This is a genomic window from Streptomyces sp. B1866, assembly GCF_031932565.1.
GTDB lineage: Bacteria > Actinomycetota > Actinomycetes > Streptomycetales > Streptomycetaceae > Streptomyces.
Genome location: NZ_JAVSCF010000054.1, coordinates 1 through 16,468, shown reverse-complemented (window position 1 = coordinate 16,468; position 16,468 = coordinate 1). Strand labels below are relative to the sequence as shown.

Here is a 16,468-nt window from a genome sequence, read left to right as displayed (position 1 = left end):
CCCTTTTGTCGCCCTCTCCGGCGACCCGTCCCCGTACGTAAGCCCCCGTTTCCCGCCTCTCTCGGTCAGCCTTCCCAGGAACTGATGGGAACGCGTCGGGCGGGAAACGGGAAAGCCCCGCCCCGGGTTGTCGGACCGCGGTACCGGTCCGTCCGGGGCGGGCACCAAGCACCCGCTCCGGCCGCTGGGGACTTCGGCCGGAGCGGGCACCGACCCCCGGCGGGGGATCACGCGAGCACGGGCGGACGCGCCCGGCTCCCGCCCCGCCTGCCCGGCGGCGGACCGAGGGCCTGGGCGGTCCGCCACAAGGGTGCCGCTTCCTACCCCCTTGGAAGCGGTGAGGGACCGGGGGAGCCGGTGCTGGTCGCACAACGCCGGCGCCCCCGACTCCGCCCCCGCCCGCACGCGCAGCCCCCCAGCGAGCGTGCGGGCGGGTGCCAAGCCCCCGCTCCCGCCTTGCCAGTCCTGGCAGACGCGACAGAAAGGACCGACCTTGACGACCGACCGGACCGACCCGAACGACGTGAGCGACGCGGAGCTGTTCGCGGACATCCGGGCTCTGGCCGACATCGCGAGCACCGCCGAGGACCCGAGCCAACCCGACGACATCCGAGAACTGGCCCAAGGGCTGACGGAGAACGTCGCCAACCGCCTGTCCGACAAGTACAACCGCTAGAACCACCAGGACCCCGGCCCCGGGGCGATGCACCCCCGGCGGCCGGGCCCGTCCCTCCGACGGCTGGTAGAGCCCTGCTCCACGGCTGGCTCCCACCCGTCGGCCCGCACCGAGCGGCGCGCGGTGTCTTGACCGCCGCGCGGTCGCGGGCGCCGTCCGTGGAGGGAGCGGCGAGGGACACCGGGGCGTCGACGCGGGACCAGCCTTCCCCGCGTCGACGCCCCACCACCACCACTCCGCGCCGACGGCCGAGGGCGCGGAGCGTGACCGACGCGCAGGGCCTCCTCCTCCCCGCGCCCCGAGACCAGGAAGCACATCGGCAAGCCGACCAGAAGGACGGTGGCACACCATGACGGCACTCACCCGGGAGCCGACCCGCACACCGGTAGGTCTGCTCACGACGCTGGAGCTGGAGATCACGGGGGGCTGCCAGCTCTCCTGCACCCACTGCCTGTCCTCCTCCAGCCCCCAGGGGACGCACGGGACCATGACCGCCGCGGACTGGCGGACGGTGATCATCGACGCGGCGGCGCTGCGCATTCCGCAGATCCAGCTCATCGGCGGGGAGCCGACGCTGCACCCGGCGTGGACCGACCTGGTCGAGTTGGCCCTGAGCCTGGACCGGACGGTGGAGGTCTACAGCAACCTGTTCCACGTCCGGCCGCAGTGGTGGGACCTGTTCAGCCGGAAGGGGGTCACGCTGGCCACCAGCTACTACAGCGACGACCCCGACGAACACGACACCATCACCCACCGACCGGGCAGCTTCCAGCGCACCCGCGCCAACATCGAAGCCGCCTTACAGCTCGGCATCCCGCTGCGCGCGGGCATCGTCCACGTCCTGGAGTGCCAGCGCACCGCACAGGCCCGCGCAGACCTGCGCTCGCTCGGCGTGACGCAGATCAACACCGACCGCGTACGGGCGGTCGGCAGGGCGGCCGGGACCACCCCTCCGGACGCGTCCGAACTGTGCGGGCGCTGCGGCCGGGGCCGCGCGGCCGTCCTGCCGGACGGCAGCCTGGCCCTGTGCGTGCTCTCCCGCTTCATGCCGTGCGGCAACGTCAAGGACAAGCCGCTGGCCGCCCTCCTCGGCGGCCCCGCATGGCGGGCCGCCCTCGAACGGGTCCCGGCCCGAGGCGCGGCGGCGTGCCCGCCGGACGACTCCGACGACTGCGACCCGGCCGACACCGAGGCGTGCGACCCCGCGTACGACTAGACAGGCAGACAGGAGAGGCACCCATGGAGTGGCAGGAGCACGCGGCCCGGCTGGCGCAGGAGGTCACCGACCCCGTATCCCGGTGGCGTGACCCCGTGGCCACCGTGCCCCGGCACGAGCTGGTACCGCGCTGGTGGACCCGCGACGGCGACGGCTGGGAGCTGCACGACGGCCCGACCGACCCGGCCGCGTGGCTGCGGGCGGCCTACAGCGACACCTCCCTGGTCACCAGCGTCGGGGGACTCCACGCCGACCACGCCCGACCGGGCGACCGGCCCGAGGGCAGGCCGACGTCCTCCGCCACCCACCCCGGCCTGGTGGTCCGCATGCTGCGGCACGCGCGCCTGACCGACGGCCTGGACCTGCTGGACGTGGGCACGGGCGCGGGCGGCCTGACCGCCTACGCCGCCCGGCGGCTGGGCGACCGCCGGGTCACCAGCGTGGACGTGGAGCCGTACCTCACCGAGGCGGCGGCCGAACGGCTGGACCGGATGGGCCTGCGGCCCCACATCGTCGCGTGCGACGCCACAGGACCGCTGCCCGGCACGTCGTACGACCGGATCGTCGCCACCGTGTCCGTACGGCCCCTCCCGGCGTCCTGGCTGGCCGCCCTGCGGCCCGGCGGCCGACTCGTGACCACCATCGCCAACACCTCGCTGATCCTGACCGCCTGGAAACGCGACGACGGCAGCGCGGAAGGGCAGATCGAACGGGACTGGGCCGGGTTCATGACCACCCGGACCGGTCCCGACTACCCGCCCGGACTGGAGAAGCTGTTCACTGTCGTACGGGACAGGGAAGGGGAGACGATCACCATCGGCCGGTACCCGGTCCTGGACATCGAGAACGCGTGGGAACTGCGCTCCATGCTGGAGATCACCACCCCGGGCGTGGAGATCCGCTACGAGCAGCACGGCCGGGAGCGCACGGCGTGGCTGCTCCACCGCGACGGCTCCTGGGCACGGGCGAGCGCCACGTGGACCGACCCGCCCACGGTCCATCAGGGCGGTCCCCGGCGCCTCTGGGACGCCCTGGAGCGCATCCGCAACCGGCTCAACGCGGAGGGCAGCCTGCCGCTCCACGGGGCCCGCGTGACGATCACCCCGGACGGTGTGTGCCACCTGACACGCGGTAAGTGGTCGGCCACCATCGACTAAAGGCTGTCCCGTCATCCCTGGTGGATCAGCGAGCGGCGTCAGATGCGGTCAATCGCAAGGCGGCGATGCGTCCGAATCGTGGTTCTATTCGGATGTTTCGTCAACGTCGCGAGTGGCCGTAGCTGGCGTCGGGAGCCCGCCGGGGGTTACGGGACAGCCTTTAGCTCAAACAGGCGCCCTTCCTCTCCTTGATTTTCCGTCGAGCTGGCGGGCTACTCCAGGATGTCCAGTGCCGGAAGAGCATCCACGATCTTCATCGTCTCCAGGCTGACCGTGACGATCCGCTTTAGTAGATCGATGATGTACCTCGGATCGTCGGACCAGTCGTTGGGATTGTTGATGATCCCCGACGCCTTGTCGACCTTGACCTGGTAGCGGTCGATGATCCACTCGATCGCAGAGCGGGCACCCAGTTGGTAGCGGTACGCATCCTCCGGGATGTTGGTCAGCTTGACCCGGGCATTGTAAACAATCGTGGACCGGTCAGTCTGGCCTTTCACCTTTGGGATCTTCATCTTGGTGACCCGGTACAGCTCACTCGGAGGGGTAGCGGACGCGTCGCCGATTACCGTCTCGACGATGCCCTTGTGGGGCTCGGCCTGCTCGTAGCCCAGGTGCAACCTGGCGAGCGCGCGACCGGACGCAGCGAAACCGTGGAAGTCCTGGACCTTCGGGATGCGGGGCAGGGACTTCTTCAAGTCGGCGGCAAAGCGCTCGCGGTACTCCTGGGAGTGGAGCAGGGCGTAGGCGTAGTAGAAGATGTCGTCTTTCGCGATGGTGGGGTCCTTGTACGCATCGCGGTACCCCGCAAGGGCAGCGTCGGTGATGTTGTCGACGCGCTCGTAACCTTCGCCCTCCCCGAAGTCGAAGCCACCATCGACTGCCAGCTCCCGGTACATGTAGCGCGGGAACAGCGGGCCCATGCTCCTGGTCCCAACCGCGTGCAGATTCGGGATGTCGTCGAACATAAGCACCGAGAACGGCTCATCGGCGCCAGGACCTGTGACGTAGAAACCGAAGTTCTCGTGCTCCGCTGTCGGGAACAGCCGGGGCAGCTGGTACGTCATGTCGTTCAGCCGCGAGTGGAAGTACAGCTTCTGCTTGGTGAAGGGCCGGTAGGAGGAGGTGACGACGCAGGCGGCGTCGTAGACGTACTTCTCCCCCTTGGCGAGCCTGGTCTTGTCGGCGCGGTTCCAGCTGATCTTCTTGTCGTCGGTGTCGATCCACTGCTCGACGTCCTTGATGCTGGGAGCAGTTACCCCGCTGGCCTTGCGGTGGGCGTGGAATCCCTGCACCTGGTCGTTGTAGAAGTCGATCATCGACTCCACGTTGGTGCGTACCTTCTCTTCGGAGAAGTTGTAGACCCAGGAGTCGCGAGCGGAGTTCAGGCCGCTGGAGTAGAGCGCGAACACGGACTGGTTGGCGAGGGCCTTGTCCTTGTCGCCGATGGCTTGGAAGGCCGCGTAGCTCTCGTCGCGCTGGTTGATCCAGTCGCCCTCGGCGTTCGGGGTGATCTTCTCCCACTCCACGGTACCCAGGCTCTGGATGCGGAGCTGGTTCAGCTTCTCCTCGCGGGTGAGATAGTCGTCGACCTCGTAGTAGTGCAGTTCGCAGCCCGATGCGGGGGTGCCGTTCTTGTCGCCCTTGGCGAGGATCAGGATGGCAACGGTGTTACGGCTGCCCGAGCCGAAGATCTTGCCGCCTTCCTTCCGGGACTGCTCCCCAGCAGTGCGCTGGTTGCCTCGCAGGTTGTAGCAGTAAATCGCGTCGAACTCCTTGACCAGCGACTTGCGCAGGCCATCCGCGCTGGTGCCGTCGATGTAGCCGCCATTGGAGACGAACGCGACGACGCCCTCGCCCGTGATGCGGTCCGACGCCCAGCGGATGGCTCGGATATAGGAGTCGTAGAGCTTGTTCTTGTTGCCGACTGCGGACTCGGCCACGTACGTCTCGGCGATACGGGCGTCAAGCACCTCGTACTTGAGGTTCTGGTTGTTGTCGTTGACGCTGTCCTGCCCGACCGAGTAGGGCGGGTTGCCGATCACGACGGTGATGGGCTGCCTGCGTTGCTTCCTGGCTCGCTCGCTGTTGCCCTCAAGCACCTCCATGCCGTCGAGCTTCGCCGTGCCGCCTTCGGCGAGTTGGAACGTGTCGGTCAGGACGATGCCCTCGAACGGCTGGTACTCGCTGCGGGTCAGGTCGTGGAAGGCCGCCTCGATGTTTACGGCGGCGATGTAGTACGCCAGCAGCACGATTTCGTTGGCGTGCAGCTCGCGGGTGTACTTGCGCAGCAGGTCCTCCGGCTTGATCAGACCGGATTGGAGCAGCCGCACTGGGAATGTGCCGGTGCCGACGAAGGGGTCGATTACGTGGACGTTCTGATCGGACAGCGAGCGTCCGAAGTGCTTGGTCAGGGCCTGTTCGGTGGAGCGGATGATGAAGTCGACGACCTCGACCGGGGTATATACGATGCCGAGCGCGTCGGCTGCCTTCTTCGTGGCCGTCTTGAAGAACTTGTCGTACAGCTCGATGATGAACTGCTGGCGACCCTCGTGGTCGACGCCCTCGGCGCGCACCCGCACCGACCGGTAGAACTCCTCCAGGGTCCTGGCCTCGGTCTCCAGGCCCTGGTTGTCGAGTACGTCGAGCATCCGCTGCATGGCCCGGGAGACCGGGTTGTGGTCGGCGAAGGCGTAGCTGCCGAACAGTGCATCGAAGACTGGCTTGGTGACGATGTGTTGGGCGAGCATGTCAACGGCCGCATCATCGGTGAGGCCGGGGTTTATGATCGTGCGCAGTTCGGTGAGAAACCGTTCGAAGGCGGCGCGCTTGTCGGGTAGGGCAAGGGCGGCCTTGATCCGTGTGACATGAGCCCGGGCAATCCCGGCGATGTCCTTGGCCCAGTCCTCCAGGTACTTGCGTTCACCGACCTTGTCCACGATGCGGGCGTAGATGGCGTCGCGCCAGTCTTCGACCTTGAACAGGGCCTCTTGAACCTGCTGGGCGCTCCTGGCTTCCTGGGTAGCGTGGTCGGAGGTGCTGGAGCCGTCCTGGTCACCGACGGTCTCGTCACCCGGCCCGATGTGGCCCACACCGATGTTCTCGGGAGCCTTGTTGTTCAGCTTGATCTGGTTGACGGTCGCGTTGAAGCGGTCGTCGTGGGCGCGCAGTGCCTGGAGGACCTGCCAGACCGTCTTGAACCGCTCGTTCTTTGAGAGCGCCTGCTCCGGCGGCATCCCCGCCGGAACGGCCACCGGCAGGATGATGTAGCCGTAGTTCTTGCCTGGCGCGATGCGCATCACTCGGCCAACCGACTGGACCACATCGACCACAGAGTTGCGTGGGTGCAGGAACAACACCGCGTCCAGACTCGGTACATCCACACCCTCGGACAGGCATCGGGCGTTGGACAGGATGCGGGCGTTGGCCGGGCCGGGGTCCTGCTTGAGCCAGTCGAGGAGCTGGTTGCGCTGGAGGGTGTTGAAGTTGCCGTCAACGTGGTTCACGTCGCAGCGCAGCACCTCGTCGTCGCCCTCATCGTAGGCGTCAACGATCTCGTTGAAGTGGTCGGCGATCTTCTTGGAGTCGTTGATGGATCGGGCGAAGGCGACGGCTCGCTTCATCGGGGCTTCGTCCTTGCCGAAGCCCGAGCCGTCGGTGAAGGTGCCGGTACGCTTGGCCATCGCGTTCCAGCAACCGATGATCTTTGCGGCGTCATCGAGGTTCAGCTCGGAGGCGCCGCCGGAGAACCCCTCCTGAAGGGTCTTGGCGACCACGCCCTCGTCCACGGTGAGGATGAGGACCTTGTAGTCGGTGAGCAGGCCCTGCTCCACGGCCTTGCCGAAGCCGAGGCGGTGGAACTCAGGACCGTACTTCGACTCGTCGTCCATGGAAGCAACGGCCGCGTCTGCGCCCTTGGCATCCTGCTTGGTGTCGTCGCTGTACACACGCGGGGTGGCGGTCATGTACAGGCGGCGGTCCGCGCCAATGAAGCTGTCATCGTGGACCCGGACGAACGCGGACTCGTCGTAGCCGGGCAGGGTGACGCCAGTGGTGCGGTGAGCCTCGTCGCAGAGGACCAGGTCGAACCGCGCCAGCCCCTGTTTCTGAGCGGTCGCAACGGTCGTGATCGACTGGTAGGTGGAGAACACCACCGTCAGCCCTGGTGTTGCCTCAACACTGGTCATCTGTGCGACCAGCCGGTGCGGGTCGGTGGTGGCGGGCAGGGCCAAGTCGTGGGTGGACATGTCCTTGTCGTCGCCCTGGGTCTTCTGTTTGCCGACCTTGGTATCCGAGCAGACGGCGAAGGCACGCAGTGATATTCCGGCCTCGTACGACCACTCGCGCAGCGTCTGCGAGAGGAGAGCGATGGAAGGGACCAGGAACAGGACGGCGGTGCGTTCGCCCTGTCCTGCCTCTGCCCGCTCGCGCTGGACGCGCTCAGCGATCTTCAGGCTGGTGAAGGTCTTGCCGGTGCCACAGGCCATGATGAGCTTGCCGCGGTCGTACTGAGCGAAGCCGGCGAAGACGTCGTCGATCGCCTCACGCTGGTGGGGGCGCGGCTTCTTCTTCTCCCGCAGCGTCATCTCGAAGTCGACGTTCAGGCCCGGAGCTGGCAGGTGCCACTCCACCGGGCTGCTCGCGATGTCCGACAGGCCGAGCCGGGTGACCGGGATCTGCTGATCGTCCAGGGCCGACTCGGCGTGGTCACTCCACTTGTCGGTGGTGGAGATGATCATCCGTCGGGTGAAGGCTCCCTTACCGGAGGCCGTGAAGAAGGAGTCGATGTCCTCCTTGCGGATCGTGTGGTGGGGCTCGTAGAACTTGCACTGGATGGCGCAGAAGCCACCCGTCTCCCGGTCCTGTGCGACCAGGTCGATGCCGGTGTCCCGCTTGTCGTGCTCGGCCCCCGGCCAGTCGGCCCACATCCACACGCGGCTGAACTGCTCGGTCCACTGCGGGTCGGTGCTCAAGTACTGGACCATGAACTCCTCGAAGCGGGTCCCCCGGTTTCGGTTTCCGGTGGAGCCGTCCCGGATCGCCTTGAGAACTTCATGCACCGACGCCGTGGTCGCAGTCAACGCGCTTCGCACTCCTTCGCGCTCGGTAGCGCGCCCGTCCGCGCGCCACCTGGATTACACCAGACCTTCACGACCCTACTGGTGAGCCCCGGAGCGAGAGACCGCCTCCCATCCCGTACTGCCATCTTCTTGCCGAGAACAATCGCACCGCCCTGGCCCAGCGGGAGCAGGCTGGGCCGTGCCTGAGAACGTCGCGCGTCAGCTCCGAGCCGCGTCCGTGACCAGCTGGGCCGGGCGGGCCTCAGGGGGGCCGCCGGAGCCCGGCTTACGCGCCGGAGCCCGGCCTACGCGGAGACGTGCAGCCGGAGGCGGCCGTCCGGGAGGGGTTCGACCGTGACCTGCTCAAGGTCGCGTACGTGCGCCGTGGGGGACAGGGACGCCGCGCGTGGGCCCACGCCCACCACCGGCATTCCGGCCGCCAGGCCCGCCGCGACGCCCGCCGCGGAGTCCTCGAAGGCCACGCAGTCGCCCGGCGAGAAGCCCAGAGCGGCCGCGCCCTTGAGGAACGCCTCGGGGTCCGGCTTGCTGGCGCCGACCTGTTCGGCCGTGACGCGTACGGGCGGCATCGGCAGCCCCGCCGCGCCCATCCGGGCCTCGGCCAGGGGCTGGGCCGCGGAGGTGACCAGGGCGTGCGGGTGGTCGGCGAGGGCGGCCAGGAGGGCGGGGGCGCCGGGTATGGGGACGACGCCCTCGGTGTCCGTCGACTCCCACTCCAGCAGGCGCCTGCTGTCGGCCAGGTTCCGCTCCGTCGGGCGGCCGGGCAGCAGCTCCGCCATGCTCACGTGCGCCTGCCGCCCGTGGACGACGGCCAGCACCGCCTCCGCGTCAAGACCCTGCTCGGCGGCCCAGCGGCGCCAGCAGCGCGCCACGGAGGCTTCGGAGTCGACCAGGGTCCCGTCCATGTCGAGCAGGACCGCGCGAGTGGTGAACGTGGTGGTGGCCGGCATGAGCGGGCTCCAAGCAGGGGGTGGGGGGAGGGTGAAAAGGCCCCGCCCGCCGGTCAGGGAAAGCGGGCGGAACCTCTTTGTTTCGATACGATACAAAGCCCGGTGCCCGGCGCGCCAGTGCCGCGGCCGGCGGCGTCCGGCCGGTGGACGCCGGCCTGCCGCGGCCGTCCGGGGCGGGGGCGGTCAGGGGTCCTCGGTGCGGGACTCCAGGTCGCGCCGGGTGTGTTCGCCGTACACGCCCTCCGGGTCGCCCTGCACGTCGTAGCGCACCTGGTACTCGTTCACCGCGCGCTTGACGTCCGCGTCGTACACGCCGTCCATCGGGCCGAAGTACTTGAGCACCTGCCGCAGGCGCTGCTGGAGCTCCACCACCTCCGCGCCCCGGTCCCCCTGCCGCAGTACGGGCGGGCCGTCGTCGGGCGGGGAGCTGGCCGGCGGGGCGGACCCGGTGCCGGCCGCGTCGGTCGGGGTCGGCGCGGACGGGCCGCCCGGCCCGCCGGAGGCCTTGGGCCCGCCGGCGCCGGCGCCGGACGGGACGCGGCTCCCGGACGCGCCCGGCCCGTCGGCCGGCCTGCCGCTGGCGCGGCCGGAACTGGAGCCGGCGCTGGGGCTGCCGGTGGCGGACGAGCCGCCGGTCCGCTCACCGGCCCGGGTCGGCTGGGCCGTCGCGACGGTCGGGCCCCCGTCCGGCAGCACCCGGTCGGGCGAGCCGTGGTGGCTGTCGCGGCCCAGCAGCCCCGTGCCGAACGCCAGGGTGCACACCAGCGCCACCACGGCCGCCGCGGCGAGGACCGCCACCACCGGCCGCCGCCTGCGGTGCCGGGTCGGCGCGTCCGGGTCGTCCTGCGGGGCGTACGGGCCGCCGGGGCCGTCGGCGGCGTCGGGGCGGCCGCCGCCGGGTCCGGCGTCTGGGCGCGGCGGGCGTTCCGGGGCCAGCCGCACGGCCGGCAGCTCGAAACCGGTCGGCGGTGGGCCGTCCGTCGTCCCGGCGGCCGTCGCGGGGGCGTTCGTCGTCGGGTCGGCCGGTGTCGGGTCGGCCGGTGTCGGGTCGCCGGGGGCCGGGCCGTTCGCGTCCGGGGGAGCCGTGGCCTGGTCGGGTACGCGCGGCCCGGCGGGGCCGGGGGCCCACGTGCCCGGGCCGGCCGGGGCCGGTGGGGCTGTCGGGGCGGCCGGGGCCTCCGCCTGTCCGCCGGAGAGGCCGGCGAGTCCTGGAAGGGCGATGTAGGGGCGTATGAGCGCGGGCTCGGCCGCCCCGTCGTCCGCGCCCTGCCGGGCGCACACGCAGCCGGGCCCGCCGTACTGGCGCGGGACCGCGGAGCATTGCGGGCAGGGCGTTTCAGTCACGGAAGTCCCTTTCTGGAGGCCCCGAGACTATCCCGGCACCCCCGTTCCGGGATCCGTCGCGTCCCCCTGTCCGCTCTCTCGCGGCCCGTCTCGACGGCCCGTAACAGGACACACCGCCGCAAGTGGGGTGACGATGGGGAAGGGAGCCGTCCGCACACCCGGCCGCGACCCAGGGAGGCCCCATGGCGCCCGACGCGAGCCGCCGCGACCCGGCGGGAGACCCCGGCCAGGACCCGGAGTCCGGCCTGCCGGATCCGGGCGAGCCCCGGCGGGCCGCCGCGGCACAGGAGGGCCCGGTCCCCGCTGAGGGGCAGGCTTCCGCCCCGGGGCAGGACGCCGCCGCGGGGCAGGCTTCCGTTCCCGGCCGGGCTGCCTCTGAAGGCCAGGACGCCGTTGAAGGCGGGGACGCCGCCCCCGGCTTCGGCGCCTTCCCAGCGGAGGCCGGGGCGGACCGGCCCCGCAGCGCCGTCCTGGCGGCCATCGGCGCGCTGCTGCTCGGCCTGCTGATCGCCGCCCTCGACCAGACCATCGTGTCCACGGCGCTGCCGACGATCGTCAGCGACCTCGGCGGCATGGAACACCTGTCGTGGGTCGTCACCGCCTACCTGCTCGCGTCCACGGCCGCCACCCCGCTGTGGGGCAAGCTGGGCGACCAGTACGGGCGCAAGCGGCTGTTCCAGACCGCCATCGTCATCTTCCTGGCGGGCTCGGCGCTGTGCGGCCTGGCGCGCGACATGCCGCAGCTCATCGCGTTCCGCGCGGTGCAGGGCCTGGGCGGCGGCGGCCTGATCACGCTGTCGATGGCGATCGTGGGCGACCTGGTGCCGCCGCGCGAGCGGGGCCGCTACCAGGGCCTGTTCGGCGCGGTCTTCGGCGGTACGAGCGTGCTGGGGCCGCTGCTCGGCGGGCTGTTCGTGGACCACCTCAGCTGGCGCTGGGTGTTCTACGTCAACCTGCCGGTCGGCGCGGTCGCGCTGGTGGTCATCGCCGCCGTACTGCACCTGCCGGCCCGCCGCGAGCGGCACACCATCGACTACCCGGGCACCGCCCTGATCGCGGCGGTCGCGGCGGCCCTGGTGCTGACGGCCTCGCTCGGCGGCGTGACGTACGCGTGGGACTCGCCGCAGATCGTCGGGCTCGGTGTGCTGGGCGCCGTGCTGCTCGCGGCCTTCGTGGCGGTGGAGCGGCGGGCGGCGGAGCCGGTGCTGCCGCCGAGGCTGTTCCGCGTGCCGGCGTTCACGCTGTGCTCGGTCATCGCGTTCGTCGTCGGCTTCGCGATGTTCGGCAGCATGACCTACCTGCCGACCTTCCTCCAGGTCGTGCACGGCGTCTCGCCGACCATGTCCGGCGTGCACATGCTGCCGATGGTCCTGGGCCTGCTGCTGGCCTCCACCGCCTCCGGCCAGGTCGTCAGCCGCACCGGCCGCTACAAGGTGTTCCCCATCGCGGGCACCGCGGTCACCGCCGTCGGCCTGCTGCTCCTGCACCGGCTCAGCGAGTCCAGCGGCACGGCCGAGACCAGCGCGTACTTCTTCGTCTTCGGCTGCGGGCTCGGCCTGGTGATGCAGGTGCTCGTGCTGATCGTGCAGAACTCGGTCGGATACGGGGACCTGGGCGTGGCCACCTCGGGCGCCACCTTCTTCCGCTCCATCGGCGCCTCCTTCGGCGTCTCGGTCTTCGGCACGCTCTTCGCCGACCGGCTCGGCCCGAGGATCGCCGACGCGCTCGCCGGCCGCCCGCTGCCGCCCGGCCTGACACCCGGGGACCTCAGCGCCGACCCGCGCGCGGTCGTGACGCTGCCCGCCGCCGAGCGGGCGGGCGTGCTGCACGCGTACGCCGAGTCCATCACCGACGTCTTCCTCTACGCCGTGCCGGTGGTGGCCGTCGCCTTCGTACTGGCCTGGCTGCTGCGGGAGGAGCCGCTGCGCGCCTCGGTCACCGCGCCGGACACCGCGGAGGTCATCGCCGCCAACCCCCTCGAACGCTCCTCCCAGGAGGAGTGCGCCCGCGCGCTGTCCCTGCTCGGCAGCCGCGAGGGCCGCAAGCGGATCTACACCGACATCACCGAGCGCGCCGGTCTCGACCTGCTGCCCGCCGCGAGCTGGATGCTGCTGCGCATCGGCCGCCAGGGCTCGGCCGAGCCCTGCCTGCTGGCCGCGCGGACGCACGTGCCGCTGGGGGTGGTCACCGCGGCGGTCCGGCAGGTCGAGGAGCGCGGCCTGGTGCAGCGGGAGGGCACGGTGCTGAGCCTGACGGCGGACGGGCGGCGGGTGACCGACCGGCTGCTGCGGGCCCGCGAGGAGGCCCTGGGGGAGCTGCTGGGCGACTGGTGGACGGCGGACCGCCCGGCCGGCCTGAGCGCGCTCGTGCGCGAACTGAACCGCGAACTGTGCGGCTCCGACGCCGAGCGGCCCCGCCCGGGCCGCGGGGAACCGCCCGAGCGGGGCAACCACTCGGCCGCGGCCTGGTCCGAGGCGCGCCGCCACGCGCGGGGCGACGGGCCCTTCAGCCGGGAGTGACGGCAGCCGGGCGTGACGGCGGGGTGACGGCGGGGGCGGCGGCCGCCGGTCGGCGCCCCGCCCGTGCCCGGCCGCCGCACCGCCGTGCCCGGTCGGCGTCCGGGTGACCGGCGGGGGGGCGCGCCCGCTCGCGCGGGACGGCGTACGGGCGCGGGGGGCTCACGTCGGCGAGGGGGCGCGTCCGCCGACGCCAGAGGCTTTCGATCGGCGGTCAAGTCGGGCCGCCTAGGGTGTGCCCCACCATCCGAAGCCGCCCGGGAAAGGGGCCCGGCGCGGGCACCCGACACCGAAGCCGCTCCTCCCGGCACCTACCGCACAGTTATTGGACACGGAGACCAGACGGGCACCCGGTGGGCCGGGCGCCCGGCACAGTCCGCGGCCCCGGCCGCCGTGCGCGGCCCGCCGCCCGCGGCCGGACCGGCGCTGCCGCCCCGCCCGGCAGCCGCCCGGGCCGCACGGCCCGGCACCGCCGAGCGGCGGCCCGTACCCCGGAGCAGCGGACGTCAGAGCACCGATCACGGCCCGGCGAGAGATTCGCCAAGGCAGCGCGGCAGCGTGGCCGGGCAGGGGACGCGCGCGGGTCCCGCGACCGCCGCGGGTCCCGCCGCTCCGGCACGCCGCCGCGGGAGAGGACCCGCACCCATGACCCAGCCCGCCGAATCCGCCCCGGCCGTCCGGCCCGAGGCCGCCGACAGCCCGGCAGGACCGATCCGCATCCTGTACTTCGCCAGCGTCGCCCCGGGCGACGAGGCCCGCTTCCTGGCCGCGTACGACTCGATCCGGCACCGGGTCGCGCAGGCCCCGGGCCATGTCTCCGAGCAGCTCTGCCAGGCCGCCGACGACCCGACCCAGTGGCTCATCACCAGCGAGTGGAGCAGCCAGGAGGACTACGCGGCGTGGGCAGCCCGGCGGGACTTCTTCCCGGAGCTGTCCGACCCCATCACCGCGACCATCGTCGAGCGCAGGCACATGCGCCTCGTGGTCCACCGCAGCACCGGCTGACCCCCGCGCCCGGCAGCGACGTCCGAGCACCGCGACAGCGGCGACCGAAAGGAAGGACCATGACCGCACCAGCGGCCGAGAACACCGACAACACCGACGACACGGCGGCGACCTTCATCAACGTCTTCCCCGTCCGCCCGCGCGACCAGCACAGACTGGTGGAGCTGCTGATGGCCGCCCACGAGAACTACATCCGCCACCGCCCCGGCTACCTGTCCACCAGCATCCACCGCGGCGTGGACGGCTACCAGGTCGTGGACTACACGCGGTGGCGGCGCCGGGAGGACTTCGAGGCCATGGTCCGGGACCCGGCCGCCGTACCCCACTTCGCGCCCATCGGGGAGCTGACCAAGGGCGAGCAGAAGGCGTACGACGTGGTCTTCTCCCACGAGAAGGGCGGCGTGGCCAGGCGCGCGCTCTGACCTCCGCCCGCCGCGGCCCGGCCGTGCCCGGTCACGTCAGCTCCCTGGCGCACCGGCGCCGCGCGTACGGCTCCGACGAGTGCGCCGGGATGCGCGCGAAGCCCTCGCGCTCGTACGGCGTCCATGTCTCCACCAGGTCGTGGCGGGTGTCCGGGACCAGCCGCGCGGCCCGCCGGGCCCGGCGACAGGCCCTCGTCCAGGCCGTCCGCAAGCTCCTTCTCGACATCCTCGGGCGTCACCCGTACGGGTGATCCCGGTGTCGCCCCGCGCGGGGCCGGTCATTTCGCTCACGTTGTCCGTCCCGTCGTGCCTCCTTGGGCCTTGGACGCCCCTGCGGTCACTGCCGTCCCGTGGGTACCGGCGGTCGGCCGGGTGGGGAGCGCGGGCGCGCAAGGGCGCACGGCATATGTGGAAGGAGCCGACGCGCGTGACACGAGCGGGCGGCCCTTGTGTCCCCGGTGCGAAGCCCCTCATGATGCCCACGGGGGGTGGGGACCTGGTGCGCGCGGCCGTACCCGGCTGGGCCCCCTGGGACCGTACTCGCAAGGGAGGGACGCGGATGTGCGGTGCGTGCGGGTCGAGCCATGGGAGGCGCCTCAACAATGAAAACTGGCAGTGCTGGAACTGCGGGTCAGTCACCGCAGGACAAGCAGGACGCAGCGGCGTGGGAGGCCCTGGACGCGGAGACCCGCGCCCGGGTGGACAAGGTGGTGGCACCGGCTGACTTCGTCATCGCCACCACCCCGGAGGCGCGCCGCGACTGGGAGCGCTGCGACCGGGTGCTGACCGAGGCGGCCAGATACCAGTCCGAGTAGCGCGGGACAGGCGGCCGACCGCGGCCTGCCCCGGCCGAAACGGCGCGGTCGGCGATGGGGCCGGGCGATGTGGTCGGCGGCACGGTCGGCGTGCGGGGCCGGCGTGCGGTGCCCTGCGTGCGGGGTGGCGGCCGGCGCCCGGCGTGCCCCCCCGGCACGCGGGCGCGGCGCCCTGGCGCGCGTCAGCCGTACGGCGGGCTGCCCCGCCGCCTCCGGCGGCGTCAGCCGTGCAGCGCCAGGCCCTTTGTCGCCTTGTCGACGGCCGTCCGCGGCCCGTACGCCGCCAGCCCCGCCAGCCGCAGGCCGTCCGCCGCCACCGCCCGCACCGCCGCGCGGTTGTCCTCGTCGTTGCCCGTGGCGAACATCTCCTCGGTGTAGACGGCCACGGCCAGCCCGCGGTCCAGCGCCCGGGTGCGAGCGCGGGCCAGGGCGGCGCCGTCGGCGGCGGCGAAGACGAGCACCGGCTCGCGGAACAGCGGCAGGTAGGCGGTACCCGAGGCGTCCTCGTACGGCTTGCCGACCATCTCTTCGGTGGCGTGCGCCAGGCCGCTGGCGAGGAAGGCGGTCACGTTCAGCTTCTGCCAGGCGGCGAGGTCGTCCCGCACCACCACGGCGATCTTCGTGTCGAAACGCATGCCCGGCACTCTCGCCCGCCGCCCGGCCCGGCGTCTTGAACGCTGGTGCGGCCGTACCGGCCCCGGCGCGGCCCGTCCGCCCCGCCGGGAAATGCGTTCGGCAGCACGCGCCGCGGCGGGCACAATAGGGCGGGTGGCGGATCGGACGGCAGTGCGTGGCGGCGGGGGAGACGGCTGGGCCCGCTACTGGCGCGATCCCGAGCGGCCCGTGGAAGCCATGCACGCCCGCTTCTACCGCCACGTCTTCCACCCGCACAGCCACGACGCGTACTCCTTCGCCGTCACCGAGGTCGGCGCCCAGCGGTTCCGCTGCCGGGGCGCGCTGCGCACCAGCGGCGCGGGCATGGTGATGGTGTTCAACCCCGACGACCCGCACGACGGCGAGGCCGCCTCGGAGCTGGGCTACCAGTACCGGATCGTGCACATCGGCCCCGAGGCGGTGCGCGAGGTGCTGACCGGCGTGGCCGGCCGCGCCACCGCCATGCCGCTGTTCGACCTGCCGGTGCTCACCGACCCGGTGCTGGCCCGCGCCCTGCTGCGGCTGCACGCCGCGCTCGGCGGCGGCGCGGGCCCGCTGGTGCGCGACGAGCGGCTGACCGCGGCCGTCACCGCGATGGTCCGCCGCAGCGCCACCCGGCCGCCGCGCGCGCCCGG

Annotated in this window: 13 protein-coding genes; 8 read left to right on the top strand and 5 right to left on the bottom strand. The window is 72.0% G+C overall.

The window, feature by feature from the left end; genetic code table 11:
* Positions 1 to 493 precede the first annotated feature (493 nt).
* The 3 genes from RKE29_RS10630 (at position 494) to RKE29_RS10620 (ending at position 3,049) form a co-directional block, all read left to right on the top strand.
* Positions 494 to 676, top strand: coding sequence for a hypothetical protein (locus tag RKE29_RS10630; protein WP_312004899.1), 183 nt, complete (start codon positions 494 to 496; stop codon positions 674 to 676).
* Between the two features lie 349 nt (positions 677 to 1,025).
* A complete protein-coding gene (locus RKE29_RS10625; protein WP_312004898.1) occupies positions 1,026 to 1,892 on the top strand; it encodes a radical SAM protein in 867 nt (288 codons plus the stop codon).
* 23 nt (positions 1,893 to 1,915) lie between these two features.
* Entirely contained in the window at positions 1,916 to 3,049 is a 1,134-nt protein-coding gene (locus RKE29_RS10620) for a methyltransferase domain-containing protein (protein ID WP_312004897.1), read from the top strand.
* Between the two features lie 212 nt (positions 3,050 to 3,261).
* Here RKE29_RS10620 and RKE29_RS10615 read toward each other — a convergent pair whose 3' ends face one another.
* The 3 genes from RKE29_RS10615 to RKE29_RS10605 form a co-directional block, all read right to left on the bottom strand.
* Entirely contained in the window at positions 3,262 to 8,022 is a 4,761-nt protein-coding gene (locus RKE29_RS10615) for a type ISP restriction/modification enzyme (protein ID WP_312004896.1), read from the bottom strand.
* Between the two features lie 392 nt (positions 8,023 to 8,414).
* The gene (locus tag RKE29_RS10610) at positions 8,415 to 9,077 is read right to left on the bottom strand and encodes an HAD-IA family hydrolase (RefSeq protein WP_312004895.1); all 663 of its coding nucleotides are present in this window, start codon (positions 9,075 to 9,077) and stop codon (positions 8,415 to 8,417) included.
* 183 nt (positions 9,078 to 9,260) lie between these two features.
* Positions 9,261 to 10,421 carry a peptidoglycan-binding protein gene (locus tag RKE29_RS10605; RefSeq protein ID WP_312004894.1) on the bottom strand — a complete coding sequence of 387 codons (1,161 nt, stop codon included), beginning with the start codon at positions 10,419 to 10,421 and terminating at the stop codon, positions 9,261 to 9,263.
* Between the two features lie 182 nt (positions 10,422 to 10,603).
* Between RKE29_RS10605 and RKE29_RS10600 the strand changes: the two genes are divergently transcribed.
* The 3 genes from RKE29_RS10600 to RKE29_RS10590 all read left to right on the top strand — a co-directional run bounded on the left by RKE29_RS10600 (position 10,604) and on the right by RKE29_RS10590 (position 14,364).
* The gene (locus tag RKE29_RS10600) at positions 10,604 to 12,940 is read left to right on the top strand and encodes a DHA2 family efflux MFS transporter permease subunit (RefSeq protein ID WP_312004893.1); all 2,337 of its coding nucleotides are present in this window, start codon (positions 10,604 to 10,606) and stop codon (positions 12,938 to 12,940) included.
* Between the two features lie 642 nt (positions 12,941 to 13,582).
* Positions 13,583 to 13,942 (top strand): antibiotic biosynthesis monooxygenase family protein, encoded by a 360-nt coding sequence (locus RKE29_RS10595; RefSeq protein WP_312004892.1) that lies wholly within the window; start codon positions 13,583 to 13,585, stop codon positions 13,940 to 13,942.
* A 59-nt stretch (positions 13,943 to 14,001) separates the two neighbouring features.
* Positions 14,002 to 14,364, top strand: a complete 363-nt coding sequence (locus RKE29_RS10590) for an antibiotic biosynthesis monooxygenase (protein ID WP_312004891.1) — start codon at positions 14,002 to 14,004, stop codon at positions 14,362 to 14,364.
* Positions 14,365 to 14,395: 31 nt separating this feature from the next.
* Here RKE29_RS10590 and RKE29_RS10585 read toward each other — a convergent pair whose 3' ends face one another.
* A complete protein-coding gene (locus tag RKE29_RS10585; protein ID WP_312004890.1) occupies positions 14,396 to 14,590 on the bottom strand; it encodes a hypothetical protein in 195 nt (64 codons plus the stop codon).
* Between the two features lie 376 nt (positions 14,591 to 14,966).
* On the opposite strand from RKE29_RS10585, the gene RKE29_RS10580 reads away from it, so the two are divergent.
* Positions 14,967 to 15,179, top strand: coding sequence for a hypothetical protein (locus tag RKE29_RS10580; RefSeq protein WP_312004889.1), 213 nt, complete (start codon positions 14,967 to 14,969; stop codon positions 15,177 to 15,179).
* 221 nt (positions 15,180 to 15,400) lie between these two features.
* Here the strand turns inward: RKE29_RS10580 and RKE29_RS10575 are convergent, their stop codons facing one another.
* On the bottom strand, positions 15,401 to 15,814 hold the full coding sequence (locus RKE29_RS10575) for a DUF2000 domain-containing protein (RefSeq protein WP_312004888.1): 414 nt from the start codon (positions 15,812 to 15,814) through the stop codon (positions 15,401 to 15,403).
* Between the two features lie 217 nt (positions 15,815 to 16,031).
* On the opposite strand from RKE29_RS10575, the gene RKE29_RS10570 reads away from it, so the two are divergent.
* Positions 16,032 to 16,468 (top strand): AraC family ligand binding domain-containing protein (locus RKE29_RS10570; protein WP_312004911.1); only part of this gene is annotated, 437 nt, incomplete at its 3' end.

What these genes read in the sequence shown, in the direction of transcription:
- RKE29_RS10590 (WP_312004891.1), top strand. Translation starts at nt 14,002, where the DNA reads ATGACCGCACCAGCGGCCGAGAACACCGACAACACCGACGACACGGCG.
- RKE29_RS10600 (WP_312004893.1), top strand. Translation starts at nt 10,604, where the DNA reads ATGGCGCCCGACGCGAGCCGCCGCGACCCGGCGGGAGACCCCGGCCAG.
- RKE29_RS10585 (WP_312004890.1), bottom strand. Translation starts at nt 14,590, where the DNA reads ATGTCGAGAAGGAGCTTGCGGACGGCCTGGACGAGGGCCTGTCGCCGG.
- RKE29_RS10575 (WP_312004888.1), bottom strand. Translation starts at nt 15,814, where the DNA reads ATGCGTTTCGACACGAAGATCGCCGTGGTGGTGCGGGACGACCTCGCC.
- RKE29_RS10595 (WP_312004892.1), top strand. Translation starts at nt 13,583, where the DNA reads ATGACCCAGCCCGCCGAATCCGCCCCGGCCGTCCGGCCCGAGGCCGCC.
- RKE29_RS10620 (WP_312004897.1), top strand. Translation starts at nt 1,916, where the DNA reads ATGGAGTGGCAGGAGCACGCGGCCCGGCTGGCGCAGGAGGTCACCGAC.
- RKE29_RS10610 (WP_312004895.1), bottom strand. Translation starts at nt 9,077, where the DNA reads ATGCCGGCCACCACCACGTTCACCACTCGCGCGGTCCTGCTCGACATG.
- RKE29_RS10625 (WP_312004898.1), top strand. Translation starts at nt 1,026, where the DNA reads ATGACGGCACTCACCCGGGAGCCGACCCGCACACCGGTAGGTCTGCTC.
- RKE29_RS10580 (WP_312004889.1), top strand. Translation starts at nt 14,967, where the DNA reads ATGAAAACTGGCAGTGCTGGAACTGCGGGTCAGTCACCGCAGGACAAG.